22 protein-coding genes are annotated in these 23,355 nt (G+C 54.2%); 20 read left to right on the top strand and 2 right to left on the bottom strand.

Going from position 1 to position 23,355, the window contains the following annotated elements; translation table 11 throughout:
* Window positions 1–4: 4 nt before the first annotated feature.
* From rseP to NQT62_RS06160, 10 genes are all read left to right on the top strand, one after another.
* On the top strand, window positions 5–1,366 hold the full coding sequence (gene rseP, locus NQT62_RS06205; RefSeq protein WP_256763774.1) for an RIP metalloprotease RseP: 1,362 nt from the start codon (window positions 5–7) through the stop codon (window positions 1,364–1,366).
* Window positions 1,367–1,422: 56 nt separating this feature from the next.
* Window positions 1,423–3,729 (top strand): outer membrane protein assembly factor BamA, encoded by a 2,307-nt coding sequence (gene bamA, locus NQT62_RS06200; RefSeq protein WP_256763773.1) that lies wholly within the window; start codon window positions 1,423–1,425, stop codon window positions 3,727–3,729.
* A gap of 33 nt (window positions 3,730–3,762) precedes the next feature.
* Entirely contained in the window at window positions 3,763–4,275 is a 513-nt protein-coding gene (locus NQT62_RS06195) for an OmpH/Skp family outer membrane protein (RefSeq protein WP_256763772.1), read from the top strand.
* Between the two features lie 77 nt (window positions 4,276–4,352).
* A complete protein-coding gene (gene lpxD / locus NQT62_RS06190) occupies window positions 4,353–5,432 on the top strand; it encodes a UDP-3-O-(3-hydroxymyristoyl)glucosamine N-acyltransferase (RefSeq protein ID WP_256763771.1) in 1,080 nt (359 codons plus the stop codon).
* Window positions 5,433–5,452: 20 nt separating this feature from the next.
* The gene (gene fabZ, locus NQT62_RS06185) at window positions 5,453–5,902 is read left to right on the top strand and encodes a 3-hydroxyacyl-ACP dehydratase FabZ (protein ID WP_256763770.1); all 450 of its coding nucleotides are present in this window, start codon (window positions 5,453–5,455) and stop codon (window positions 5,900–5,902) included.
* Between the two features lie 61 nt (window positions 5,903–5,963).
* Window positions 5,964–6,755 carry an acyl-ACP--UDP-N-acetylglucosamine O-acyltransferase gene (lpxA, locus tag NQT62_RS06180; protein ID WP_256763769.1) on the top strand — a complete coding sequence of 264 codons (792 nt, stop codon included), beginning with the start codon at window positions 5,964–5,966 and terminating at the stop codon, window positions 6,753–6,755.
* A 5-nt stretch (window positions 6,756–6,760) separates the two neighbouring features.
* Window positions 6,761–7,927 (top strand): lipid-A-disaccharide synthase, encoded by a 1,167-nt coding sequence (lpxB, locus tag NQT62_RS06175; protein WP_256763768.1) that lies wholly within the window; start codon window positions 6,761–6,763, stop codon window positions 7,925–7,927.
* A complete protein-coding gene (gene rnhB / locus NQT62_RS06170) occupies window positions 7,924–8,607 on the top strand; it encodes a ribonuclease HII (RefSeq protein ID WP_306173574.1) in 684 nt (227 codons plus the stop codon). The genes lpxB and rnhB overlap by 4 nt, the downstream gene beginning before the upstream one ends.
* On the top strand, window positions 8,604–9,452 hold the full coding sequence (locus tag NQT62_RS06165; protein WP_256763767.1) for a TrmH family RNA methyltransferase: 849 nt from the start codon (window positions 8,604–8,606) through the stop codon (window positions 9,450–9,452). Before rnhB ends, NQT62_RS06165 begins: the two co-directional genes overlap by 4 nt.
* A 33-nt stretch (window positions 9,453–9,485) precedes the next feature.
* Window positions 9,486–11,207 carry a cryptochrome/deoxyribodipyrimidine photo-lyase family protein gene (locus tag NQT62_RS06160; protein ID WP_256763766.1) on the top strand — a complete coding sequence of 574 codons (1,722 nt, stop codon included), beginning with the start codon at window positions 9,486–9,488 and terminating at the stop codon, window positions 11,205–11,207.
* A gap of 5 nt (window positions 11,208–11,212) precedes the next feature.
* Here NQT62_RS06160 and ppsR read toward each other — a convergent pair whose 3' ends face one another.
* Entirely contained in the window at window positions 11,213–12,049 is an 837-nt protein-coding gene (ppsR, locus tag NQT62_RS06155) for a posphoenolpyruvate synthetase regulatory kinase/phosphorylase PpsR (protein ID WP_256763765.1), read from the bottom strand.
* Window positions 12,050–12,185: 136 nt separating this feature from the next.
* Between ppsR and ppsA the strand changes: the two genes are divergently transcribed.
* Genes ppsA through NQT62_RS06140 form a run of 3 tightly spaced genes read left to right on the top strand, consistent with a single transcriptional unit; the run spans window position 12,186 to window position 15,960 of the window.
* Window positions 12,186–14,597, top strand: a complete 2,412-nt coding sequence (ppsA, locus tag NQT62_RS06150) for a phosphoenolpyruvate synthase (RefSeq protein ID WP_256763763.1) — start codon at window positions 12,186–12,188, stop codon at window positions 14,595–14,597.
* Window positions 14,598–14,607: 10 nt separating this feature from the next.
* The gene (locus NQT62_RS06145) at window positions 14,608–15,030 is read left to right on the top strand and encodes an NfeD family protein (RefSeq protein ID WP_256763761.1); all 423 of its coding nucleotides are present in this window, start codon (window positions 14,608–14,610) and stop codon (window positions 15,028–15,030) included.
* A 12-nt stretch (window positions 15,031–15,042) separates the two neighbouring features.
* Window positions 15,043–15,960 carry an SPFH domain-containing protein gene (locus NQT62_RS06140; protein ID WP_256763760.1) on the top strand — a complete coding sequence of 306 codons (918 nt, stop codon included), beginning with the start codon at window positions 15,043–15,045 and terminating at the stop codon, window positions 15,958–15,960.
* Window positions 15,961–15,974: 14 nt separating this feature from the next.
* Here the strand turns inward: NQT62_RS06140 and smpB are convergent, their stop codons facing one another.
* A complete protein-coding gene (gene smpB / locus NQT62_RS06135) occupies window positions 15,975–16,424 on the bottom strand; it encodes an SsrA-binding protein SmpB (protein WP_256764417.1) in 450 nt (149 codons plus the stop codon).
* A 121-nt stretch (window positions 16,425–16,545) separates the two neighbouring features.
* Here smpB and NQT62_RS06130 point away from each other — a divergent pair, with 121 nt between their 5' ends.
* The 7 genes from NQT62_RS06130 (at window position 16,546) to NQT62_RS06100 (ending at window position 23,355) form a co-directional block, all read left to right on the top strand.
* Window positions 16,546–16,992, top strand: coding sequence for a type II toxin-antitoxin system RatA family toxin (locus tag NQT62_RS06130; RefSeq protein WP_256763759.1), 447 nt, complete (start codon window positions 16,546–16,548; stop codon window positions 16,990–16,992).
* Complete coding sequence (locus NQT62_RS06125; RefSeq protein WP_256763758.1) at window positions 16,989–17,333, top strand: RnfH family protein; 345 nt, start codon at window positions 16,989–16,991, stop codon at window positions 17,331–17,333. Before NQT62_RS06130 ends, NQT62_RS06125 begins: the two co-directional genes overlap by 4 nt.
* 26 nt (window positions 17,334–17,359) lie before the next feature.
* The gene (gene guaB / locus NQT62_RS06120) at window positions 17,360–18,820 is read left to right on the top strand and encodes an IMP dehydrogenase (RefSeq protein ID WP_256763756.1); all 1,461 of its coding nucleotides are present in this window, start codon (window positions 17,360–17,362) and stop codon (window positions 18,818–18,820) included.
* Window positions 18,821–18,843: 23 nt separating this feature from the next.
* Complete coding sequence (locus NQT62_RS06115) at window positions 18,844–19,839, top strand: GAF domain-containing protein (protein WP_256763755.1); 996 nt, start codon at window positions 18,844–18,846, stop codon at window positions 19,837–19,839.
* A 17-nt stretch (window positions 19,840–19,856) separates the two neighbouring features.
* Entirely contained in the window at window positions 19,857–21,479 is a 1,623-nt protein-coding gene (guaA, locus tag NQT62_RS06110) for a glutamine-hydrolyzing GMP synthase (protein ID WP_256764416.1), read from the top strand.
* Between the two features lie 304 nt (window positions 21,480–21,783).
* The gene (locus tag NQT62_RS06105) at window positions 21,784–22,986 is read left to right on the top strand and encodes a tyrosine-type recombinase/integrase (RefSeq protein WP_000954590.1); all 1,203 of its coding nucleotides are present in this window, start codon (window positions 21,784–21,786) and stop codon (window positions 22,984–22,986) included.
* A 147-nt stretch (window positions 22,987–23,133) separates the two neighbouring features.
* On the top strand, window positions 23,134–23,355 hold the full coding sequence (locus tag NQT62_RS06100) for a helix-turn-helix transcriptional regulator (RefSeq protein WP_001179606.1): 222 nt from the start codon (window positions 23,134–23,136) through the stop codon (window positions 23,353–23,355).

Raw genomic sequence — 23,355 nt, 5'->3', positions numbered from 1 at the left:
CACCATGCTGAATTCACTGGTTTCATTTCTTGTCGCATTGGGCATCTTGGTGTTCATCCATGAATGGGGTCACTATGCAGTGGCTCGCTACTGTGGTGTTCAGGTCATGCGGTTTTCGGTTGGTTTTGGGCGTCCTCTGTTTCGTTGGGTCAGTCGGAAAACCGGTGTTGAGTGGGTTGTGTCCTGGATTCCACTGGGCGGTTATGTTCGCATGCTGGATGAGCGAGATCCCGAGAGCCTCACGGGTGCGCAGGCGGTTGATCTGGACCGGGCTTTTAACCGCAAACCCGTGGGGCACCGATTTGCAATTGTGCTGGCCGGACCTGTTGCCAATTTACTGCTGGCTGGTTTTTTGTACGCCCTGTTAAATTACAGTCAACCTGGTGGTGTTGCCACCACTGTAGCTAGCCCTTCACCAGGCAGTTTTGCCGAGCAAATGGGTTTGCGCGCACAAGACCGTATTCAATCCGTCAACGGGCAATCCACACCCAACTGGGGTGAGGTGTCTTGGGCTTTGCTCAAGGCCAAACTGTTTTCCCAGGGCTTGGTATTGACCATCGAACGCAACGGCTCGGTTATCTCCCTGCAGGCGCCGTCGAATGCGCCGCTGCCAGGCGATATTGGCCCAACCTTGAATCGGGATTTGGGTTTAATGCCATTTGAGCGCAAAGTGCTGGTCGGCTCTGTGGCACAAGGCTCTCCGGCCGAAAAGGCCGGTTTTCAACGCCAGGATCAATTGTTGACTGTGGACCACGTGCCAGTGCAAAGCGCAGCACAGTTCACTCGGCTCATTCAAGACAGGCCCGCCAGAGAAGTTCAGATTGAGCTGATTCGGGGTAACGAAACCATTACCGTCACGGCCACGCCTGAAGCGGTGGCATCCAATGGTCCGGGCGGTACAAACACCAAGGCCATGATTGGCCGGTTGGGTTTGGGCATTGGCGGTCAACCCGACTGGGTTGAACACCCGCGCAATGCCCTGTCGGCCATTCAATCCGGGTTCGGGCGCATGGTGGAAGTCAGCGTTTTTTCACTGGCTGCGTTGGTGAAGATGATCATGGGCGAGTTGTCCGTTGAACACCTCAGCGGACCAGTGTCGATTGCGGCCGCGGCAGGAGAGTCGTCCAGTCTCGGAATTTTGCCTTTCATCGCGTTCCTGGCCATGGTTTCTGTTAGCCTAGGCGTTTTGAATCTTTTGCCCATACCACTCTTGGACGGTGGGCACTTGATGTATTATTTGGCCGAAATTGTTCGTGGAAAACCGGTGAGTGAACAAGTACAGATGTGGGGTCAAAAAATCGGCATGACCGTGATCGCGTTGCTCACGTCCGTTGCTTTGTTCAATGACATCCATCGACTCCTGTAAACCTAACAATATCCCAACAGAGATCCGGCCTGTGTGGTCCGGTAGGAATGATCTGAATGACAATTCGAAGTCTATTGTTTCCGTCGCGGCTGGCGGCGCCGATGATTGCATGGTGTGCCTTGTCCACGTCCGTTGTACTGGCAGCCGGAAACCAGTTCGTTGTGAAGGACATTCAGGTTGAAGGCCTGCGCCGAACAGAGGCTGGTACTGTATTCAGCTATCTGCCAATCCGTGTCGGCGATACGTTCAACGACGAAAAGGCATTGCAGGCCATCCGTGCCTTGTTTGCAACCGGCTTTTTCGATGATGTAAAAATTTCCTCCAAAGACGATGTGCTGGTGGTGACGGTGGTCGAGCGCCCAGCCATTGCATCAGTGGAGTTCAACGGTACCAAGGAATTTGACAAAGACACCTTGAAAGAAGCCCTGAAAGGCATCGGCATTGGTGAATCCAAAATCTTCGACCGGGCCCTGCTGGACAAAGCTGAGCAGGAGCTGAAACGTCAGTACCTGTCCCGAAGCCGTTATGGTGCGCAGGTACAAACCAGAGTCGACCAGTTGGCCCGCAATCGGGTGGCCATCACGTTCAACGTGGATGAAGGTGAGGCGGCTTCCATCAAGCAGCTGAAGATCTTGGGTGCCAAGGATTTCAAAGAGAAGGAGCTGCTTGAAGAATTCGAGCTGGGCACCGGCACATGGACCAGTTGGTACACCAAAAACGACCAGTATTCCCGCCAAAAGCTCAGTGGTGACCTGGAAAAATTGCGGTCTTTTTACTTGAACCGGGGTTATGCCGATTTCAATATCGAAAATACGCAGGTTCAAATTGATCCAAACAAGCAGGACATCTACATCACTGTCACCGTCAAGGAAGGTCAAAAATTCAAGTTTGGCGATGTTGAACTGAGTGGTGAGTTGATTGGCCGTGAAAACGAGCTCAAAAGCCTGTTGTTGATCAAAAAGGGAGATCCTTTCAATGGCGAGGCGTTGAACGAAAGCACCAAAGCCATTCAAGACCGGCTTGGCAATTACGGATACGCTTTTGCCAATGCCAACGTGATTCCGGAGCTGGATCGTGAAAATCGCATCGTGAATGTGAATATTGCGGTGGACACTGGCAAGCGGGTGTATGTGCGCCGCATGAATGTGGGTGGCAACACCCGAACCAAAGATGAGGTGGTGCGTCGTGAATTCCGGCAGTTTGAGTCGTCTTGGTACGATTCCCGGAAAATCCAGCTCTCCAAGGAGCGCGTCGACCGCCTGGGCTACTTCTCAAAAGTGGATATCGAGACAGTACCGGTGCCCGGTACGTCCGATCAGGTCGATGTCAATATGCAGGTGGAAGAAAAGCCAACCGGTAACCTGTTGTTGGGTGCGGGTATCTCCAGCACGGACAGTTTGATTCTCTCGGCAGCCATTCAACAGCAAAACCTGTTCGGTACGGGAAAAACGGTGGGATTGGAGTTGAACACCTCCAAGGTAAACCGGACCATTTCATTCTCACTGACAGATCCTTATTACACACTGGATGGTGTGTCTCGAAGCATTGAGCTGTATAACCGGCGTACCGACCCCAGTGCATTGAATCTGGGTGATTACCGCATCGAAACCACCGGCGCCGGTTTGCGGTTCGGGTTCCCGATCAGTGAGTTTGAGCGGATTTCCTTTGGTGGCGGGTATGAATCCACCAAACTGGATGTAGGCCCTCTGAGCCCCGCGCGTTTCCAGCAGTATGTTCGGGATTTTGGTAGTTCGGCCGATGCTTATCTGATTAACGCGGGCTACTCGTTTGACAGCCGTGATTCGGCCATTGCGCCAACCCGTGGCCGTGTTACTCGCTTGAGCGCGGAATATGCAACACCGCTGGGTGACCAGGAATTCATCCGGACCACCTATCAAGAGCAGGTTTACTTCCCATTTGGCAAGAAGTACACGTTGGCCCTGAACGGCGAGGTGACGGCAGGCTTTGGTTTGGGTAGCTCGAAGTACCCCATTTTCCGGAATGTGTATGCTGGCGGTATCGGCACCGTGCGCGGTTACCGCTCATCCACCCTGGGCCCCCGTGATACAGACAATGTTCCGACGGGTGGTTCGAAGCGATTGATTGGCAACGCGGAATTCTTCTTCCCCGTGCCTGGCATGAACAAAGACAGAACATTCCGCGCCTTCACATTCCTGGATGCGGGTAACGTGTATCAGTCCGATGAAAAAATCAATCTTGGCAGCCTGCGATACGCCACTGGTCTGGGTATTTCCTGGTTGTCACCAGTGGGCCCACTGAAATTCAGTTTCGGTATTCCTTTGAACAAGGAACCGCAGGATGAAGTTCAGCGAGTGCAATTCACGATTGGTACCGGGTTTTAATGAACACCATTGAATTATTCTGGAGAAACAGTTTTGAAAAGCGTTAAACATTTGATGTTGGCGGCAACGCTGTCGCTGGCAACCATGATGCCGGCCATGTCCGAAGCTCAGGCAGCGAAAATTGGTTTTGTGAACACTGAGCGCATTTTGCGCGACTCGAAATTCGCTGTGGAGTCGCAAAAGAAGCTTGAGCGTGATTTTTCAAAGCGCCAAAAAGAATTGGAAGACATGGCCGGCCGCGTTAAAGCGGAAGCGACCAAGCTGGACAAGGATTCCATCACTTTGCCTGAAGCTGAAAAAGTCAAGCGCCAACGAGATTTGGCCGAAATGGATCGTGACTTCCAGCGCAAGCGTCGGGAATTCGAGGAAGACCTGGCTCAGCGCAAAAATCAGGTGGTTGGCGAATTGATTGAGCGTGCCAACCGAATTATTCGACAAATTGCCGAGAAAGACGGTTACGACATCATCTTTCAAGAGGCGGTATACGCCAACAAGCGTATTGACATTACAGACCAGGTGCTAACCAGTCTGGATGGCGGCAAGTAATGGATGGGTGGGCACCGCGTGGTGTCCACCTGCGACTTGGACAACCCTTTGCAGCCTGACATTGACATTCATCTGCCATGAAATTCATTGAAACAGCGTTGAGTCAGTTGGTTGTCCAGTTTGGTGGCAACATTTGCTCCTTTTCCGGATTGCCCAGCCAGTCAAACCCGTCGCTGCGTGGCATCCAGACGCTGGAAAAGGGCACTGCTGAGCATCTTGGTTTCCTGGCGAACCCCAAATACAAAGAACAATTGTTGACCACCCGCATTGGCGTGGTCATGGTCAAGGCAGACCAATTTGAAGGGCTGTCTGCATGGCTGTCTGATCAGGGAAGAGACCCAACCTCAGCGCCTTTGGCTTGGTTGTTACCCGATCCCTACCTGGCCTACGCGAAAATTCAGCAGTGGTGGCTTGCCCAGAGTGAATTCAAACCAGCACCAGGGATCCACCCCACTGCTGTTGTCGATCCGCTGGCCAACATAGATCCAAGCGCATCGGTGGGGCCCAATGTTGTCATTGGGGCACATGCTGTGATTGCCAATGGCGTGCGCCTGGACGCTGGTGTGGTGATTGGCAGGGATGTGCAGGTTGGCACACGCACACGAATCTATCCCAATGTAACGGTGTATGACGAGTGTGTGATTGGTTCCAATTGCATTTTGCATGCGGGCTGTGTGATTGGTGCGGACGGTTTTGGGTTTGCGCCGGAACAGGGCCATTGGGTGAAAATTCCCCAGGTGGGCCGTGTGGTGATCGCTGATGATGTCGAGGTGGGTGCCAATACGACGATTGATCGTGGGGCACTGGATGACACCGTGATTGGTTTTGGCGTGAAGCTTGATAACCAGATCATGATTGCCCACAATGTGCAGGTTGGGGAGCGAACCGCCATGGCAGGCTGTGTTGGTGTGGCTGGCAGCACGCGGATCGGTGCTCGCTGCACGGTTGGCGGTGCAGCCATGATCTTGGGCCACCTCAATATTCCAGATGGCACCCATATTTCAGCCGCCACCACGGTAATGAGCAGTATCAAAGAAGCTGGTGCATACACCGGCATCTTCCCGATGGAAGAACACAAAAACTGGGAGCGCACGGCTGTGTCGCTCAAACAGTTGGTGAAGTTGCGCGGTGAGCTCCGCGACCTTCAAAAAAAATAACCTTTTTCACCTCAGAAGCTATGACAACCCCTGTATTGGATATTAAGGATATTCTCGCTCAGTTGCCGCACCGGTACCCCTTTGTTCTGGTGGACAAAGTACTGGAACTGGAGCCTGGAAAGCGCATTTTGGCCCAGAAAAATGTGACCTACAACGAGCCGTTTTTCCCTGGCCACTTTCCCATCCACCCGGTCATGCCAGGTGTGTTGATCATGGAAGCCCTGGCCCAAGCCGCCGGCGTGCTGTCCTTCAACTCCATGGATGACAAGCCGTCGGACAAATCGGTGTTTTACTTTGTTGGCATTGACAACTGCCGCTTCAAGCGGCCTGTGGTGCCGGGTGATGTGCTGATGCTGGATGTGTCCATCCGCAAAATTTCACGGGGCATCTGGATGTACCAGGCCAAAGCGGTGGTGGACGGCAAAGTGGTTGCTGAAGCCGACTTGATGTGTACTTCCAGGGAAGTGTAAGTCTGTTGCGACCAGGTGCAGCGGGTGTCCTTCGAACAATACAACAACTGGAGACTGAACCATGACCCTGATTCACCCCACCGCCATCGTCGATCCCAAGGCGCAATTGCATGAGTCTGTGGAGGTTGGGCCATTTTCAATCATCGGTCCCCATGTGACCATTGGCGCGCGGACCAAGGTGGGGCCGCACATGGTCATCAGTGGGCACACCACCATCGGTGAAGACAATGTGTTCCACGGCAGTGCGACCATCGGTGGTGACCCACAAGACAAGAAGTACAAGGGCGAACCCACTGAGCTGTTGATTGGCCATCGGAACACCATCCGTGAATATTGCACATTCAACACCGGGACTGTGCAAGACTTGGGCTATACCAAGCTGGGTGATGACAACTGGATCATGGCCTATGTTCACTTGGCGCATGATTGTGTGGTTGGCAATAACACCATCATCGCCAACAGCGTTCAATTGGCTGGTCACGTCATCATCGGAGACTGGGTGATTTTGGGTGGACTCAGTGGTATTCACCAGTTTATCCGGGTGGGCGATCACGCCATGACCGCCTTTCAAACCAAATTGACCCAGGATGTGCCACCGTTTGTGATGGCCGCTGGCTATCCAGCTGGTCCCGCCGGTATTAATGCAGAGGGCCTGAAGCGTCGAGGTTTTTCCCCAGAGGCCATTTTGAACATCAAGCGTGCCTACAAGGCCATTTATCGCCAGGGCTTGAGTGTAGACGAAGCGAAGTCAGCCATTGATGTGCTGACTGACGCAGCGCCGGCAGACGCAAAACCCCACTTGGTCCATATGCGGACGTTCCTTGACCAGGCCACCCGCGGCATTATTCGATGACGGCCATGCCGAACACGCTGTCATCGGCGCGCGCGTCGGCAGACGTGGCCATCGCGGTGGGCGAAGCGTCGGGGGACTGGATTGGTGCATTGGCAATCGACAGCTTGCTCAAACAGCACGCCGACTGGGCGATTGAAGGCATTGCTGGCCCGAAACTTCGGGAGGTCGGCGTGGTGGCATTGCACCAGTCGGAGGAGTTATCGGTTCGTGGTTATGTTGAAGTGTTGCGGCATTTGCCCCGTTTGCTTCGCATGCGACGAGGTCTGATGCAGCGTTGGGCAGTCACCAACCGCCCAAGGGTGTTGGTGGGTGTGGATGCGCCTGACTTCAATTTGAAATTGGAACAGGTTGTGCGTGCCGCGGGAGTACCCACGGTCCAAGTGGTTTGCCCCTCCATTTGGGCTTGGCGCCGAGAACGCATCCACACTCTAAAGCAAGCCTGCAGCCATGTGTTGTGTATATTTCCGTTTGAGCCGACGCTTTTAAAGGCTGCCGGAATTCCGGCAACCTACATCGGACACCCCATGGCTCCGTTGGTACCTGAACACATCGATCCACGGTCTTATCGGTGTGCTCTGGGATTGGATCAGACGGCTGAATACGTCGCCATACTGCCAGGTAGTCGAGGTTCCGAGGTTAAATACCTGGGCCCTGTATTCATTCAAACAGCCGTTGAATTGCTCAAACACAAACCAACTTTGCAGTTTGTAACGCCGTTGCCACCTGGGTCATTGCTTGAGGAGTTCAAGCAATTCATTCCCGAGCCGCTGAAACCCCACTGGACAGTGGTGGCAGGGCGTTCTCATGAATGCATGGCCGCCGCGAATGCAGTGTTGCTGGCCAGTGGCACCGCCACGCTGGAAGCCATGATGTTCAAAAAACCCATGGTAATTGCCTACAAAATGCCGTGGCTAAGCTACCAGTGGATGAAAAACAAAGGCTATTTACCCTATGTGGGGTTGCCCAATATTTTGCTAAACCGGTTTGCTGTGCCGGAGTTCATTCAGGATGCCGCCAATCCCCGTGATTTGTGCAAGGCTGTGTTGTTTCAACTGGACGATGAGCGCAACCGTCAGCAATTGGAGCAGGTTTTTCTGGGGCAACATCAGGCGTTGCTACAGCCCTCCGGCGACATTGCTGCCGATGTGATCGAACGGGTGATGCGCACATGAAACGCGTTGCACGCCGATCGGTTTTACCCGATTGGACTTGGCCCGAACTCGCTCAAATGGCGCGGGAGGAAGGCCGTTGGATTATCGGTGTGGATGAGGCTGGCAGGGGGCCCTTGTGCGGCCCCGTGGTAGCCGGTGCCGCTGCCTTGGCCGATCCCAACCCAATTGAAGGGCTGGCCTGTTCAAAAACGCTGTCGCCCAAACGTCGTGCTGCCTTGTACGCGCACATCACGGCCCACGCACCGGCTTGGGCACTGGCGCAGGGGAGTGTGGAGGAAATCGATGAACTCAACATTCTTCAAGCCAGCTTGTTGGCCATGCACCGCGCTGTGGATCAAGTGGTGGCTCAACTGCAGTTGCCTTTAGACCATGTGCTGGTGCTGGTGGATGGGAATCGACTACCCCAGTGGCCCTATCGCAGTGTCGCCGTGGTCAAGGGTGATGAGAAAGTGCCAGCCATTTCAGCCGGTTCAATCTTGGCCAAGGTGAACCGTGACCGGTGGTGTGAAGCCCAGGCCCGTTTGTACCCACAGTATGGTTTGGATGTCCACATGGGCTATCCCACACCCATGCACCTGGAGCGCTTGCAGATCCACGGTGCAAGCCCCATCCACCGGCGCAGTTTTGGCCCGGTGCAGCAGGTGTTGGCTGCTCATCAATCCCAGGAATATCGACCATGACTGTCTGGCACAGAAAGCGCATTGATTCATTGCACAACGACACGCTCAAAGCGCTGATCAAGATTTTGGGTACCAGCGGTAACATGAAAGAGCAGGGCATTGCCGCGGCCGAAGGGCTGCACCTTGCAGCGTGTTTTTTGGGTCGCCCACAGTTCAAGCTGGACGCTGTGTTTGTGCCAGATGAACGCATGGAAGACGCCAGTTGGCTGGAGTTACTGGATGCCTTGCAGGCACAGCAACCCCTGAATGTCAAAGGCAAGCCGTTGACACTGTTTGAAATGCCGATGGTGGTGTTTAAAAAGTTGAGCAAACTCAACACACCCACTGGACCTTTGCTGGTGTTTAAAACACCGGGCGAGGGGGCAATGCAATCGGCGTCTAAACCCCTGGATCTTCGCCGGGATGTGGTGGTGCTGGATGGCGTTCAAGACCCCGGCAATGTGGGTACGTTGTTGCGAAATTGCGCTGCTGCCGGTATTTCACAAGTGGTGTGCACCGAAGGCACCGCGTGGGTATGGAATGACAAAGTGTTGCGTGCGGGCATGGGTGCCCAATTTGAGTTGAGCATTCACGATGAGGGCGCGTTGCTGGCGGCCATGGACAGCGCATCGCAAATACCCGTGCGCGTTACCAGCCTGCAACAGAGCGCAACTGATTTGTTTGCAACAGACCTTCGAAGCCCTGGCATTTGGGTGTTTGGCAGTGAAGGGCAGGGTGTAAGCGCTGCCTGGATGAACAGGGCAACGCAGCCGTTGCACATTCCACAAGCACAAGCGGTTGAAAGCTTGAACGTGGCCAGCAGCAGCGCAATTTGCCTGTTTGAACAAATGCGACAGCGCCGTTAAACTGATGCACGTTGTAGGGTGAATGGTGTGCACATGGCGGGTTCTGCCAACAAGCTTCATGTGGTGTGGTTAAAACGCGATATCCGTCAGCATGACCACGCCCCCCTGTTTGAGGCGGTTCAACAAGCCAGCCAGCATGGCGGCGCTGTGTTGTTGCTGTATCTCTTTGAACCAACATTAACCAAACAGCCCGATTACGCGCCACAGCATTTGGAATTCACCAAGGAATGTCTGTTGGATTTGGCTGCGCAATTGCCCGGCATGTTGCCGTTGTGTGTTCTGAACGCCGATGCGCAGGCCGCCTTCAGCCGATTGCTCAACGCAGACCGTCGGTGTGTTGTGTACAGCCATGAGGAAACGGGCAATTGGGCCAGTTTCCAACGCGACCAAGCCATTCAACGCCTGTGTGCGGCACATGCTGCTCCGTGGGTTGAATACCCAGCCAATGCTGTGGTCCGGCGCTTAAAGTCTCGCGATGCCTGGAGTACGTTATGGCTTGAGCGGATGGGTCAACCCACACTGCCACCGCCCAATACCAAACGCCTGTCCAGCATCGCGCAGGCACAACTGTTTGGTTTTGTAGATGGCCTATTCGAGGGTTTTGACTACTGTTTTTTACCGCATTCATCAACCGGAGCGCCCGATCAATCCGGGGTGTTTCGCTGGCCCCGCTGGAGCGAGCCAGCAGCGCTATGCAGGCCAGGCCTACACGACAAACCAAAACGTCAGCGGGGTGGTCGGGCTCAAGCCCTGAGCTTGTTAACCCAATTCCTTGAGCAGCGTGGTCAGCACTACCGCTCTGAAATGTCCAGCCCCCTGAGCGCCGAATCGGCCTGCTCACGGATTTCTCCATACCTGGCCTTGGGCGTTGTTTCGATTCGGGAGGTGTTGGAACGTCTGCAAGTGGCCCGCACGAATTGGCTGGGCAATACTGCCACACCGGTAACCCAAAAGGCCTGGAAACAATCACTGAAATCGTTTGAATCCCGGCTGCACTGGCATTGCCATTTCATTCAGAAAATGGAAAGTGAACCTGAGCTGGAATTCCGTGCGGCACACCGTGGTCTGGATACCCTGCGAAATGCTGGACCATTGACCCCAATCGAACAACAACGACTGCAGGCCTGGATCAGTGGCCGTACCGGTTTCCCCATGGTGGATGCTTGCATGCGGATGCTGATTGCAACAGGTTGGGTAAATTTTCGCATGCGTGCCATGTTGGTGGCTTTTGCATCCTATCAACTGTGGCTGGACTGGCGTCACACAGCACCGCTATTGGCATGTGAGTTTCTGGACTATGAGCCCGGCATTCATTACCCACAATTTCAAATGCAAAGCGGTGTGACGGGAATCAACACCCTGCGAATTTACAATCCGGTCAAGCAAGCCAGAGACCACGATCCCCATGGGTTGTTCATTCGACAGTGGATTCCCGAGTTGGCGGCCTTACCCACCGAGTGGCTGGCTGAGCCATGGAATACGCCCATCATTATTCAACACGACTGCGGTTGCGTGGTTGGTCGGCATTATCCCCAACCCATTGTGAATCCCGACACGGCCATTTCCGAGGCGCGCATGAAAATCACGGCCTTTCGCCATCAACTGGGTTTTGTGGAAGAGGCCCGTCGCGTCTATGAAAAGCATGGTTCCCGAAACCCGGACCGCAACGGTCGCCCCAAGAGAACCCAGCGTCGGCTGGTTGACGAACCAAGCGCGGATCATCCCGGTGAGGCTGCCCAGCAATCGCTGTTTTGAGCGGTTCAGTAAATGGGTGAGCCCAGGTTCAACTGTTGCAAAATGGTGGTTGAAATTTCTTCGATGGACTTGCTGGTTGAACTTAGCCATGCGATACCTTCCCGCCGCATCATAAATTCGGCCGCTTTCACTTCTTTTTTGCAGTTTTCCAGGGAAGCATAGTGGCTGCCAGGGCGACGTTCATTGCGAATTTCACTCAAACGCTCCGGTGAAATGGAGAGTCCGAAAATCTTGTTCTTGAAAGGAGGGAGGGCCAGTGGCAGTTCACCCCGTTCAAAGTCCTCCGGGATCAACGGATAGTTGGCCGCCTTGATGCCGTATTGCATGGCCAAGTACAAGCTGGTCGGTGTTTTTCCTGACCGAGACACCCCAATCAAAATGACATCAGCACCTGCCAGGTCTTTGTCCGTTTGACCATCGTCATGGGCCAGGGTGAAGTTGATCGCCTCAATGCGATTTTTGTACTGTTCATTGTCAGAAATGGTGTGCGAGCGACCGATGCGGTGCGTGCTTTTCACACCCAGCTCATTTTCCAATGGTTCCACAAACTTCAGGAACAAGTCCATGAACACACCATTGGCCTTGTGAACCACTTCATTGATCGTCGGGTTGACCAAGGTGCTAAAGACGATGGGTTTGATCCCATCATAAATGGCGATGTCATTGATTTTTTGTTTGGCCGAAATGGCCTTCACTTCTGAATCAATAAAAGGGATGCGGATTTGCTTGAATTTGATCCCTTCAAACTGGGACAACACGGAGTGGCCAAGGGTTTCGGCCGTGATGCCCGTTCCATCGGAAACGAACACCACGGTTCGCTCTTGAGGAATATTTTCTGGCATGAATCATTCTCCTGGGCCGTACTGTTCAAAACACCGGTTACAGTTACAATCATAGTAAAAATATCAGTGGAAATAATCGATGTGGTGTCCGCCAAGCGCCGCATTCATTATTTCTTTTGATCGATAAGGTGAAACCATGTCAACACAACCCGGTGTTAGCGAGACAGCGCTCGTCCTGCCGTTTGAGCAGCTTCGAATGGAGGACGTCGAAATTGTTGGCGGAAAGAACTCGTCCCTGGGAGAGATGATTTCCCAACTGGCTGAGACTGGCGTTCGCGTGCCAGGAGGCTTTGCCACCACAGCGCATGCTTTCCGTGAGTTTTTGAAAGCCAATAATCTGGTAGAGCGCATCAATGCCAAACTGGATGACCTGAATGTGGACGATGTGCGCGCGCTAACGCAGGCTGGTGCTGAAATTCGACAGTGGGTAGTAGAGGCACCATTGCCTGCCAATCTTGAACACGACATTCGGCAGTCTTATGCAGCCATGATGGCGCAAAGCGGTGGTGAAATTTCGGTTGCTGTCCGGTCCTCTGCCACCGCGGAAGATCTGCCCGATGCCTCTTTCGCTGGTCAGCAGGAAACGTTCCTGAACGTCAATGGCATTGATGACGTACTCGAAAAAATCAAGGAAGTGTTTGCTTCGTTGTACAACGACCGGGCCATTTCATACCGCGTTCACAAAGGTTTTGCGCACAGCGATGTGGCGTTGAGCGCGGGCATCCAACGCATGGTTCGATCCGACGTCGGCGCTGCAGGCGTGATGTTTACCCTGGACACGGAAAGCGGTTTTGATCAGGTGGTGTTTATCACCTCCAGTTACGGCTTGGGTGAGACGGTGGTGCAGGGCGCAGTCAACCCCGACGAGTTTTATGTGTTCAAGCCCACACTGGAAAGCGGTAAGAACCCCATCATTCGGCGGCAGATCGGTTCCAAGCTGATCAAGATGGAATTCGACCTGAAAAAGGAAACCGGCAAAAGTGTGCGCACGGTGGATGTGCCTGCCGAGTTGCGCAACCGCTATTCATTGACCGATGAGGATGTGGTGCAGCTGGCCAAATACGCCATGATCATCGAGAAGCACTACGGTCGCCCCATGGACATTGAATGGGGCAAGGACGGCAACGATGGCAAGCTCTACATTTTGCAAGCTCGTCCGGAGACCGTGAACAGCCAAAAAAGCAATGACGTGCAGTTGCGTTACAAACTCAAGGGTAATTCATCGGTGCTGAGCAGTGGCCGAGCCATCGGTCAAAAGATTGGCTCAGGCCCGGTTCGGATCATCAATGATGCCGCCGAAATGGACCGCGTGCAGGCTGGCGACATCCTGGTCACCGACATGACCGACCCCAACTGGGAACCCGTGATGAAGCGCGCTTCCGCCATCGTGACCAACCGTGGTGGGCGTACCTGCCATGCAGCGATTATTGCGCGTGAGCTGGGCATTCCCGCCGTGGTGGGTTGCGGCGATGCCACCGACAAATTGAAAGAGGGCATGCTGGTGACGGTGAGCTGCTCTGAAGGCGACACGGGTCACATTTATGAAGGCTTGCTGGAAACTGAGGTGACGGAAGTCAAACGCGGCGAGCTGCCCGAGATTCCGGTCAAAATCATGATGAACGTGGGCAACCCACAACTGGCCTTTGAGTTTTGCCAACTGCCGAACAAAGGCGTGGGTTTGGCACGTCTGGAGTTCATCATCAACAATGCGATTGGCATCCACCCCAAAGCCATTTTGGATTATCCCAACGTGGACGCCGACTTGAAGAAAGCGGTGGAGAGCGTGGCCCGCGGCCATGCCAGCCCGGTGGCGTTTTTTGTGGACAAACTGGCCGAAGGCGTGGCGACCATTGCCGCGGCGTTTTATCCCAAGCCTGTTATTGTCCGGATGTCGGACTTCAAGTCCAATGAATACCGCAAGCTGATCGGTGGTAGCCGCTATGAACCTGAGGAAGAAAACCCGATGTTGGGTTTCCGGGGCGCAGCACGCTACATTTCCGAGGAATTCGCTGAATGCTTTGAAATGGAATGCCTGGCGCTGAAACGTGTACGTGAAGAAATGGGGCTGGACAACGTTCAAATCATGATTCCGTTTGTACGCACTTTGAACCAGGCCGCCCGTGTGGTCGACCTGCTGGGCCGCAACGGACTCAAGCGTGGCGAGAACAAACTCAAACTCATCATGATGTGCGAAGTACCGTCCAATGCGGTTTTGGCAGACCAGTTCCTTGAATACTTCGACGGTTTCTCGATCGGGTCCAATGACCTGACTCAACTGACCTTGGGCCTGGACCGCGATTCTGGACTCGAGTTGTTGGCTGCCGATTTCGATGAACGGGACCCCGCCGTTCGCGCTTTGCTGAGCAAGGCGATTGAAGCCTGTCGATCCAAAGGCAAGTACGTCGGCATTTGTGGCCAAGGGCCTTCGGACCACCCGGATTTTGCGTTGTGGTTGGCTGCTGAGGGGATCGAGTCCATCTCGTTGAATCCGGACACGGTGGTGGACACCTGGCAAAAACTGGCGGATCGCCAAAAGCGCGCCGGGTAAGGTCGACACCATGGGCGACGTGTCGTTTTGGTTGGTGTTTGGTGGGGTACTTCTTATTGCGGAGCTCACCACCGGAACCTTCTATTTGTTGATGGTCGCCCTGGGGGCCTTTCTGGGCGCACTGGTGGCCTATTTTGGGTATTCAGTGCCCATGCAGGTGGCTGCTGCTGGCGTGTTTTCGGTGGCTGCCACCCTGGGTTTGAAAAACACGCGAAAAAACGCAGATCGGCTTCAGGTGCCACTGGATCAATCCTTGGACATTGGGAACACAGTTCGTGTCGATCAATGGCAAGCTGGGCATCACACACAGGTTCAGTACCGGGGAGCGCAGTGGTCAGCGGAGTCGGTGGATCAAACCCCAGTCACAGGGACACACACCATTGTCGCCGTCCAGGGCAACCTGCTCAAAATCAAAAAATCCCCTCCATTCTGAAAGGAAGTACCCATGGAAGTTTCTCTGGTTATTTTGGTGTTGGCGGTGGTGTTTATCAGTCAATCCATCCGGATTGTTCCCCAGCAAAGCGCTTGGGTGGTTGAACGGCTGGGTAAATTTGATCGCAATATGCAGGCTGGATTGAATTTTCTGGTTCCTTTTGTGGAGCGCGTGGCGTACAAGCATTCCCTGAAAGAAATTCCCCTGGATGTGCCTAGCCAGGTGTGTATCACCAAGGACAATACGCAACTTCAGGTCGATGGCATTCTGTATTTCCAGGTGACCGACCCGATGCGTGCCAGTTACGGATCCAGCGACTACATCAGCGCCGTGACGCAACTGGCGCAAACCACCTTGCGCTCGGTGATCGGTAAACTGGAGCTGGACAAGACCTTCGAAGAGCGAGAAATGATCAATGCGGCCATTGTGAACGCCCTGGATGAAGCCGCTTTGAACTGGGGGGTCAAGGTTCTTCGTTATGAAATCAAGGATTTAACGCCACCCAAGGAAATTTTGCTGGCGATGCAGGCGCAGATCACGGCTGAGCGGGAGAAACGGGCATTGATCGCTGCATCTGAAGGACGCAAGCAGGAGCAGATCAATATTGCCACGGGTGAACGGGAATCTTCAATTGCTCGGTCGGAGGGTGAGCGCATTGCGGCCATTAACAAGGCCCAGGGCAATGCAGTGGCCATTACTGAAATTGCAAATGCCACAGCCGACGCGCTGCGCAAGGTTGCTTCCGCCGTGAATGAACCTGGCGGACTGCAGGCTGTGAATTTGAAAGTGGCCGAGCAGTACATCGACGCATTTTCAAAGATCGCCAAGGAAGGTAACACCCTGATTTTACCGGGCGATCTGTCCAACATGGGCAGCATGGTGGCCACTGCCATGCAGGTGATCCAACACGGGAAGACCGAGTCGCGTTGAACCCAACACGGCCATCAGGTTCTGTGCACCTTCATCAGGCGTTCCTGTTCGCGCTTCCAATCCTTGTCTTTTAGGGAATCGCGTTTGTCGTGCAGCTTTTTGCCTTTGGCCAGGGCCATGCTGCATTTGATACGGCCATTTTTGAAGTGAAAGTCCAGCGGGATCAATGAATAACCGCGCTGTTCAACTTTGCCTATGAGGCGGTTGATTTCCATCTTTTTTAGCATCAGTTTGCGCGTGCGAACCGTGTCTGGCCGAACATGGGTGGACGCACTGTTCAGTGGGGTGATGTGACTGTTGAGCAACCACAGTTCCCCATTTCGAATAATGATATGGCCTTCCTTGATTTGAACCCGACCTGCGCGAATGGCTTTAACCTCCCAACCCTCCAATACAACCCCGGCTTCGTAGGTTTCTTCCAGGAAATAGTCAAATCCGGCTTTTTTGTTCTGAACAATGCTCATAAATCCAGTGGTCATGCACCGCAATGCACCATCGGGGGGCCGAAGGCAGGGTGTGGTACAGCAAAGACGTTAAAATGGGGAGTTTAATCCTTTTCCCATCGGGAAACGCCGCGTTTTATCCATGGCCACTGTTGAAAAGTCTGTTCTCGTCCTGTTTTCGGCGCACCAAATGTTTGAACTGGTTCGTGGGGTGGACAGTTATCCCGAGTTCTTGCCGTGGTGTAGTGCCGGGCACGCGGAGCGCCAAGCGCCAGATCTGGAAAAAGCCACGGTGGAAATCAACTTCAAGGGTGTGAAGCAAACCTTCTGCACGTTAAACCGGATTGAGCTCGATCAAGCCATCCACATGACGCTTGAGGAGGGCCCATTCACGGAATTGACGGGTGAATGGCGCTTTGTTGCGTTGGCTGCTGATGCTTGTAAAGTGATGTTTCGTCTGGATTATGAATTCTCCAGCAAGGTGTTGGAACAGCTCGTGGGGCCAGTATTCCATTCGATTGCCAATAGTTTTGTTGACAGTTTCATTCGCCGGGCAGAAGCCTTGCACGGTGTGGACGATGCACCATGAGGGTCACCTGGATTGAGCTGAAGCAAGACGATGGCGGCCTGTTGAACAGACCGCCTGAAGCCCTGAATGTACCAACAGGGTGCACGGTTTCGCAGGCTTTGCGGTTCTTGGGTATGGCCTCGGAAACCATCGAGACATTGCTTGGTGCGCGCGCAGTGTCGGTGTATGGCGTTTATGCGTCCAGCGACACCGTGCTTTACCCGGACGACCGCCTTGAAATACTGGATGCGCTGCGCTTTAACCCCATGGACAGCCGACGGCGTCGAGCCGAACACAAAGCGCGGCTGGGCGAGGCCAAACCTGGCCGACGCAGCAAAAAACAGGCTGGGTTTCCTGTATAATTCGATTTTGCGCCAGGAGAAATTAGATGCGTGTTACGCAAAAAGCGCTGACGTTTGACGATGTACTGCTTGTACCCGCGTTTTCTGACGTCCTTCCCAAAGACACCTCGCTGTCCACCCAACTCACCCGCAATATTCGTCTGAACATTCCGCTTGTGTCGGCTGCCATGGACACGGTGACCGAAGCGCGCCTGGCCATCGCCATGGCCCAGGAAGGCGGTATCGGGATTGTTCATAAAAACCTCACGGCCAGCCAGCAAGCTGCCGAGGTGGCCAAAGTCAAGCGCCATGAGTCAGGCGTTCTTCGAGACCCCATCACCATTGAGCCCAGCCTCACCGTGCGGGAAGTGATCGCGATCACCCAGCACCATAAAATTTCAGGTTTGCCTGTGGTGCAAAACGGCAAGGTGGTTGGCATTGTTACCAACCGTGATCTTCGTTTTGAAACCAAGCTGGATCAGCCCGTGGCTAACATCATGACGCCGCGCGATCGACTGGTCACGGTGTCAGATGACGATAATCTCGAGACAGCCAAACAGCTGATGCACCGCCATCGCCTGGAGCGAGTACTGGTGGTTGACAACGATCATCAGCTCAAAGGTTTGATCACCGTCAAAGATATTCAAAAAGCCACAGAGCACCCCAACGCCAGCAAGGATGTGCATGGCAAATTGCGCGTGGGTGCTGCAGTGGGCGTGGGTGACGGCACCGAAGACCGTGTTGAAAAGTTGGTGGCCGCCGGCGTTGATGTGATTGTCGTGGACACAGCCCATGGCCACAGCAAGGGTGTGCTGGACCGCGTGCAATGGGTAAAGAAAAACTTCCCGCAGGTTGATGTGATTGGCGGCAACATTGCCACTGCGTCGGCTGCGCAAGCATTGATGGATCATGGGGCGGATGGTGTCAAGGTCGGCATTGGCCCAGGGTCCATTTGTACCACCCGAATCGTCGCGGGTGTCGGTGTGCCGCAAATCAGCGCCATTGCCAATGTCGCCAAAGCGTTGGATGGCACCGGCGTTCCGGTTATTGCCGATGGGGGCATCCGATATTCTGGCGACATTTCCAAAGCCTTGGCAGCAGGTGCCAGCAGTGTGATGATGGGTGGTATGTTTGCCGGCACGGAGGAAGCGCCCGGTGAGGTCATTTTGTTCCAGGGCCGCAGCTATAAAGCATACCGAGGCATGGGCTCGCTGGGTGCCATGACCCAGGGCTCGGCCGACCGCTATTTCCAGGACCCAGCCAACAATGCGGACAAACTGGTGCCAGAAGGCATTGAGGGCCGCGTGCCTTACAAAGGCTCGGTGCTGGCCATTTTGTATCAATTGGTGGGTGGCGTGCGTTCCTCCATGGGGTATGTGGGTTGCCGATCCATTGCTGAAATGCATGCTCGCGCTGAGTTTGTGGAAATTTCCTCGGCTGGCATGCGTGAGTCGCATGTGCACGATGTGCAGATCACCAAGGAAGCGCCTAATTACCACGTCGACTGACGGCTCTGGGTGGTGTTGAGAACATGAAAAGGCCCGGCATTCCTGATAACGAAGGTTCCCGAACATTGGCCCTGCAACAGCTGGGCATCATGTATACCCCATCGGAAGCCCGGTTTGACCGGATAACCCGGCTGGCCATGCGGCACTTCAATGTGCCAACGGCCTTGGTATCCATCGTGTACAAAGAACTTCAATGGTTCAAGTCGAACCAGGGGTTAAATGCCTGCACCACAGGGCGCGAGGTCTCATTTTGCGGTCACGCCATTTTGCAAGATGAACCCTTCATCGTCACCAACGCCCTCACGGATCCGCGGTTTGCGGACAACCCGTTGGTGACCAATGAACCCCGAATCCGGTTTTATGCGGGCCAAGCCATTCGTGATCCACACAATGTCGTTTTGGGTACCTTGTGCCTGATTGATTACGCGCCGCGAGAGTTTTCTGCTGCCAATGTTCAGGACCTGTGTGATTTCGCAAAGCTGGTGGAGGCCGAGCTGGCCATGGGACCCGGAAGTTCGGTGGTTCAGGCCTTGATTGAAGGATTGACCGAAGACCAACGAATTGCCTTGATCGATCCACAAATCGGTTCCTGGAACCTTCGGGGCATCGAGGCCGTGTTGAATCAGGAGTTTAAAGCGGCAGGTGAGGATGATCACCCGATCAGCTTGATCGCCATTCGGTTGTCAGACTTCGATAGCTTGTGTGCGCGGTTTGGTGCTGATCGATTGTTGGACTTCCGCAAACATGTGGCTGCCATGGTTCGTGATGAAATTCCTGCATCGGCAAGCCTGGCAGTACTGTCTCCGTCTTTGTTGTTGGCCGTCTGCCCACGGGTGCCGGAAACCGACGTTCGCAAGTTGATTGCCAAAATATCGGCCAAATGCAGAAGCCTCCCAGCTGAAAGCCTGGGTGTCAAAACCCTGATTGAATGTCGGCTGGCCGGGTTGACCGTGACAGGGGTTAGCGACCTCGCCAAGAAACCCACGTTCTGGATCGAATCTCTTCAGAAAGAAATTTAATATAATCTTCTAACATGATGAATCATCAAAAAATACTGGTATTGGATTTTGGCTCACAAGTGACTCAGCTGATTGCACGGCGAGTGCGGGAAGCCGGTGTTTTTTGTGAAATTCTGCCCTGCGATGTGGATCCTGCCCGTATTGAGGCCTATGGTGCAAACGGGATAGTATTGTCGGGCAGCCATCAATCGGCTTATGAAGAGTCCACGGACAAAGCGCCCGACTTGGTGTTCAAACTGGGTGTGCCCGTGTTGGGCATTTGCTATGGCATGCAGACGATGGCTCAACAACTGGGCGGCAAGGTTGAACCTGGCACTGTGCGTGAATTCGGTCATGCACAAATTCGGGCCCACGGTCATACCCGCCTGCTGGATGGGATTGCTGACCGCACCAATGAGCAAGGGCATGGCCTCCTGGACGTGTGGATGAGCCACGGCGACAAAGTGACCGAGATGCCGCCGGGTTTCAAATTGATGGCTTCTACGCCCTCATGCCCCATCGCCGGCATGGCCGATGAAGATCGCCGCTTTTATGCCGTACAGTTCCACCCGGAGGTGACTCACACCAAACAAGGCCAGGCCATGTTGACCCGCTTTGTTCGTGATATCTGCGGATGTTCAGGTGATTGGTCCATGCCCAGCTTTATTGATGAAGCCGTGGAAAACATCCGGGCCCAAGTGGGGTCGGATGAAGTCATCCTGGGCCTGTCCGGCGGTGTGGATTCCTCAGTGGCAGCCGCATTGATTCACAAAGCCATTGGCGACCAGCTCACCTGTGTGTTTGTAGACCATGGCTTGCTGCGTTACAAAGAAGGCGAACAGGTGATGGACACCTTCGCCAAACACCTGGGTGTGCGCGTGGTTCATGTGAATGCAACCGATGAATTCATGGGGCAGTTGACAGGCGTGAGCGACCCAGAGGCCAAGCGGAAAATTATCGGCAAGGCGTTTGTGGATGTGTTTCAGCGTGAAGCAGGCCAACGGCAAAATGCGAAGTGGCTGGCCCAAGGCACGATTTATCCCGATGTGATTGAATCGGCCGGCGCAAAAACCGGTAAGGCCACCAATATCAAAAGCCACCACAACGTGGGTGGCCTGCCAGACACCCTGAACTTGAAATTGCTCGAACCCCTTCGTGACCTGTTTAAGGATGAGGTGCGCAAGCTGGGTGTTGAGTTGGGCCTGGACCCCGAGATGGTGTACCGCCATCCGTTCCCTGGCCCTGGCCTGGGCGTGCGTATTCTCGGTGAAGTGAAGGCCGAATATGCCGACATTCTGCAACTGGCCGACGCGGTGTTTATTGAAGAGTTGCGCAACACCCGATCAACATCAGCCGATGCTGCCGCTGGCCTGTGCAAACCTGAGGAAGTGGGCAAAACCTGGTACGACCTCACCAGCCAGGCGTTTGCGGTGTTTCTGCCGGTGAAGTCTGTTGGTGTGATGGGCGATGGCCGCACCTATGAATACGTGGTGGCCATTCGCGCTGTACAAACCCAGGACTTCATGACTGCCCACTGGGCACACTTGCCGTATGCGCTGCTGGGCCGCGTGTCCAACCGCATCATCAATGAGGTGAAGGGCGTGAACCGAGTGGTCTACGACGTATCCGGCAAACCCCCCGCGACCATTGAGTGGGAATGATTCCGCGTCTGGCACAGCCAGGCACCTGATGGCATGAAATGCCGCTAAGCCCGCGTAATTGCGGGCTTTTTTTTGTTTGTGTTTGGCACGATCTGGCAACGGGAGGAAGCGCCAAGCACCGTTTGAGCATGGCATTAAAGCTGGTATTATGGTTTGGCGATGCCATGATTGATGCCGATACCATGCTGCGTTCTTTTGTGTGTTCATGGTATTAATATTCTATAAGTTACTGTTTCGTAAGAAAAAATACGATAAATTCGAGATTTTTTCAGCATGGTATCGGAGACGAAGAAGGACAAGGTACATGCTGACCGATACCAAGCTGCGCAATCTCAAGCCCAGGGACAAACTCTACAAAGTGAATGACCGGGAAGGTCTCTATGTGGCAGTGACTCCAGCCGGCTCCATCTCGTTCCGTTACAACTACTCAATCAACGGTCGGCAGGAGACCATCACCTTTGGGCGTTATGGTGTCGGTGGCATCACCCTGGCCGAAGCCCGCGAGCTGTTGGGTGACGCCAAGAAGATGGTTGCGGCGGGCAAGTCGCCGGCCAAGGAGAAAGCCCGAGACAAGGCGCGGGTGAAAGATGCAGAGACGTTCGGTGCCTGGGCGGAGAAGTGGCTGCGTGGCTACCAGATGGCCGACTCCACCCGCGATATGCGCCGCTCGGTTTATGAGCGTGAGCTGAAGCCGAAATTCAGCAATCAGAAGCTGGTGGAGATCACCCACGAAGACTTGCGGGCGCTGGCTGATGCCATTGTTGAGCGAGGCGCACCGGCCACCGCCGTTCATGTGCGTGAAATCGTGTTGCAGGTATTTCGCTGGGCCATCGAGCGTGGGCAGAAGGTCGAAAACCCGGCAGAACTGGTGCGCCCAACAAGCATCGCTCGATTCGAGCCACGTGACCGAGCGTTGACGCCAGAAGAAATTGGGCTGATGTACCAGTACATGGAGCGAGTGGGCACAAGCCCAACAAACCGTGCGGCGGCCAAGCTGTTATTGCTGACGATGGTGCGCAAGAGCGAGCTGACCAATGCGACCTGGAGCGAGATCAATTTCAGCGAAGCGTTGTGGACGATTCCAAAGGAGCGGATGAAACGCCGTAACCCGCACCTGGTATTTCTGTCCCAGCAGGCTCTGGATATTTTCATTGCCATGAAAACCTTTGCCGGTGGTTCCGACTTCGTTTTGCCATCACGGTACGACTCGGATGCGCCGATGAGCGCTGCCACACTTAACCAGGTGCTGACGCTGACTTACAAGGCGGCGCAGAAAGATGGGAAGTCACTTACCAAGTTCGGACCGCATGATTTGCGGCGCACAGCCAGCACGCTGTTGCATGAGGCCGGCTACAACACCGACTGGATCGAGAAGTGCCTGGCGCACGAGCAGAAGGGCGTGAGGGCTGTCTACAACAAGGCTGAGTACCGCGAGCAGCGGGCGGCGATGTTGCAGGATTGGGCCGATATGATTGATGAGTGGACTTCGGGAGGCAGTAAGGGTTGATGTTTTTGCTATCTTTGATAGCATTGAAGTTGATGCCGTGAATTTATAAATAAGGCCGCCATTGGCATCGGGCAGGTCAATTACCGATTAGCTGCTTCGCGCAGCTACTCGATGAATAGCAACTATTCATTTGAGAGGTATTGACCCATGCAAAATATAAAGACCCTCATCAACAGGAAGAAGCTCCTGGAGATGATCCCGCTTTCGACACGAACAATTTATAACCTGGAGCAGCGAGGGGATTTTCCACGCCGTATCGCGTTAACCAGTAGAAATGTCGCCTGGGATTTGTCAGAGGTCGAAGAGTGGATTGAGGCACGTAAATCATCGGGTGATCAAGCTGCGCGACCTGGCCCTATAGAGGGCTAG

The sequence above is a fragment of the Limnobacter humi genome, assembly GCF_024518835.1.
In the GTDB taxonomy this organism is placed as follows: domain Bacteria; phylum Pseudomonadota; class Gammaproteobacteria; order Burkholderiales; family Burkholderiaceae_B; genus Limnobacter; species Limnobacter humi.
The sequence above is the reverse complement of the archived record's forward strand: the minus strand, read 5'-3'. Positions and strand labels throughout refer to the sequence as shown.

Coding starts and splice junctions, on each gene's coding strand:
- rseP (WP_256763774.1), top strand. CDS start 5: ATGCTGAATTCACTGGTTTCATTTCTTGTCGCATTGGGCATCTTGGTG.
- bamA (WP_256763773.1), top strand. CDS start 1,423: ATGACAATTCGAAGTCTATTGTTTCCGTCGCGGCTGGCGGCGCCGATG.
- lpxD (WP_256763771.1), top strand. CDS start 4,353: ATGAAATTCATTGAAACAGCGTTGAGTCAGTTGGTTGTCCAGTTTGGT.
- fabZ (WP_256763770.1), top strand. CDS start 5,453: ATGACAACCCCTGTATTGGATATTAAGGATATTCTCGCTCAGTTGCCG.
- lpxA (WP_256763769.1), top strand. CDS start 5,964: ATGACCCTGATTCACCCCACCGCCATCGTCGATCCCAAGGCGCAATTG.
- lpxB (WP_256763768.1), top strand. CDS start 6,761: ATGCCGAACACGCTGTCATCGGCGCGCGCGTCGGCAGACGTGGCCATC.
- rnhB (WP_306173574.1), top strand. CDS start 7,924: ATGAAACGCGTTGCACGCCGATCGGTTTTACCCGATTGGACTTGGCCC.
- NQT62_RS06165 (WP_256763767.1), top strand. CDS start 8,604: ATGACTGTCTGGCACAGAAAGCGCATTGATTCATTGCACAACGACACG.
- NQT62_RS06160 (WP_256763766.1), top strand. CDS start 9,486: ATGGCGGGTTCTGCCAACAAGCTTCATGTGGTGTGGTTAAAACGCGAT.
- ppsR (WP_256763765.1), bottom strand. CDS start 12,049: ATGCCAGAAAATATTCCTCAAGAGCGAACCGTGGTGTTCGTTTCCGAT.
- ppsA (WP_256763763.1), top strand. CDS start 12,186: ATGTCAACACAACCCGGTGTTAGCGAGACAGCGCTCGTCCTGCCGTTT.
- NQT62_RS06145 (WP_256763761.1), top strand. CDS start 14,608: ATGGGCGACGTGTCGTTTTGGTTGGTGTTTGGTGGGGTACTTCTTATT.
- NQT62_RS06140 (WP_256763760.1), top strand. CDS start 15,043: ATGGAAGTTTCTCTGGTTATTTTGGTGTTGGCGGTGGTGTTTATCAGT.
- smpB (WP_256764417.1), bottom strand. CDS start 16,424: ATGAGCATTGTTCAGAACAAAAAAGCCGGATTTGACTATTTCCTGGAA.
- NQT62_RS06130 (WP_256763759.1), top strand. CDS start 16,546: ATGGCCACTGTTGAAAAGTCTGTTCTCGTCCTGTTTTCGGCGCACCAA.
- NQT62_RS06125 (WP_256763758.1), top strand. CDS start 16,989: ATGAGGGTCACCTGGATTGAGCTGAAGCAAGACGATGGCGGCCTGTTG.
- guaB (WP_256763756.1), top strand. CDS start 17,360: ATGCGTGTTACGCAAAAAGCGCTGACGTTTGACGATGTACTGCTTGTA.
- NQT62_RS06115 (WP_256763755.1), top strand. CDS start 18,844: ATGAAAAGGCCCGGCATTCCTGATAACGAAGGTTCCCGAACATTGGCC.
- guaA (WP_256764416.1), top strand. CDS start 19,857: ATGAATCATCAAAAAATACTGGTATTGGATTTTGGCTCACAAGTGACT.
- NQT62_RS06105 (WP_000954590.1), top strand. CDS start 21,784: ATGCTGACCGATACCAAGCTGCGCAATCTCAAGCCCAGGGACAAACTC.
- NQT62_RS06100 (WP_001179606.1), top strand. CDS start 23,134: ATGCAAAATATAAAGACCCTCATCAACAGGAAGAAGCTCCTGGAGATG.